The sequence below is a fragment of the Phocaeicola coprophilus DSM 18228 = JCM 13818 genome (assembly GCF_000157915.1).
Classification (GTDB): Bacteria; Bacteroidota; Bacteroidia; order Bacteroidales; family Bacteroidaceae; genus Phocaeicola; species Phocaeicola coprophilus.
In genome coordinates this window covers 16,213-17,198 of the sequence record NZ_EQ973633.1, presented here as the reverse complement: position 1 = coordinate 17,198, position 986 = coordinate 16,213, and the positions used below count along the sequence as shown (strand labels likewise).

At 31.4% G+C, this 986-nt stretch carries 2 protein-coding genes; both read right to left on the bottom strand.

The window, feature by feature from the left end:
- Window positions 1-266 precede the first annotated feature (266 nt).
- Entirely contained in the window at window positions 267-635 is a 369-nt protein-coding gene (locus BACCOPRO_RS03815) for a hypothetical protein (RefSeq protein ID WP_156315670.1), read from the bottom strand.
- Window positions 636-792: 157 nt separating this feature from the next.
- Window positions 793-986, bottom strand: a 194-nt coding sequence (locus BACCOPRO_RS18280) for a hypothetical protein (RefSeq protein WP_008141106.1), incomplete at its 5' end; no start/stop codon positions are given.

Below are 986 nucleotides of genomic sequence, written 5' to 3'. Positions count from 1 at the left end.
AATATTTTTCTATAATATCAAATTCTGTAAAGCCTAAAGTTGGGTGAATTTCTGAAATATTTTGTATCTTATCCATATCTTTGTTGGAGAATTTCCCCCGTTTTGGCCGTCTAACCTTTATTTTCGGAGGAGTACTTAAAGATACAAAAATCAACTAATTCACAACACTTTGTATATGAATTAGTTGAATAATTTTACACTATTTACTGGATGTCCCTATCCATCGAATGAATTTACAGATAGTATCCAAAAGAGATCGAACTACATTACTCACAATTCTCCAATAAATATGATCGTACCAAATTAAAATAATCAAATGTAAGGTTTTTATTTCCCCTTAATGGAAAATATATTATAGGCTGATGATTTGTAGGATAAAAAACAAAATATCTTTTAGGAGTTCCGGTTATTTTATCTATTGGCATATCAGATACATCCGCATCATTCTTATATGTAAAACCAGAAAGTTCACTTCTTAATCTCAATTTGTTATTCCTATTTTCCGGAAAAGATGTATATATAAAAACATGATTTCTTCCTATTACATTCTGAAAGGAATCAAGCAGTTCCAAATCTTCACTCACACATTTTTCACATATAGCATCAGAATACCTATATACCAACTTTTTTTCCATATCATTATTTCTTTTCATATTGGAAAGAACAAAAGGTATATACTCTAGATTTTCCAGCAAATGATCATTATATCTTATATAACTACCTTCTACCTTATTCGTCCTGTAGCATCCTGTCAAAACCAAAATAAGCAAGAATGCAATCATTTTTAGACTATCATTTGAACTCATAATAAAATACAGCTCCGTTAAAAGCATTGTCAGCTACATGCAGCCGACTGAATGGGGGGGAATTCCATAATTGATTACTCATACTGTCTATATCACCAGGAGGAAGGAAAAAATAAACTCCTTTTCCGTCACTTCCTGCATATTGTAGATTCATGCTTCCAAAGTCCACCTTGCTGCCAA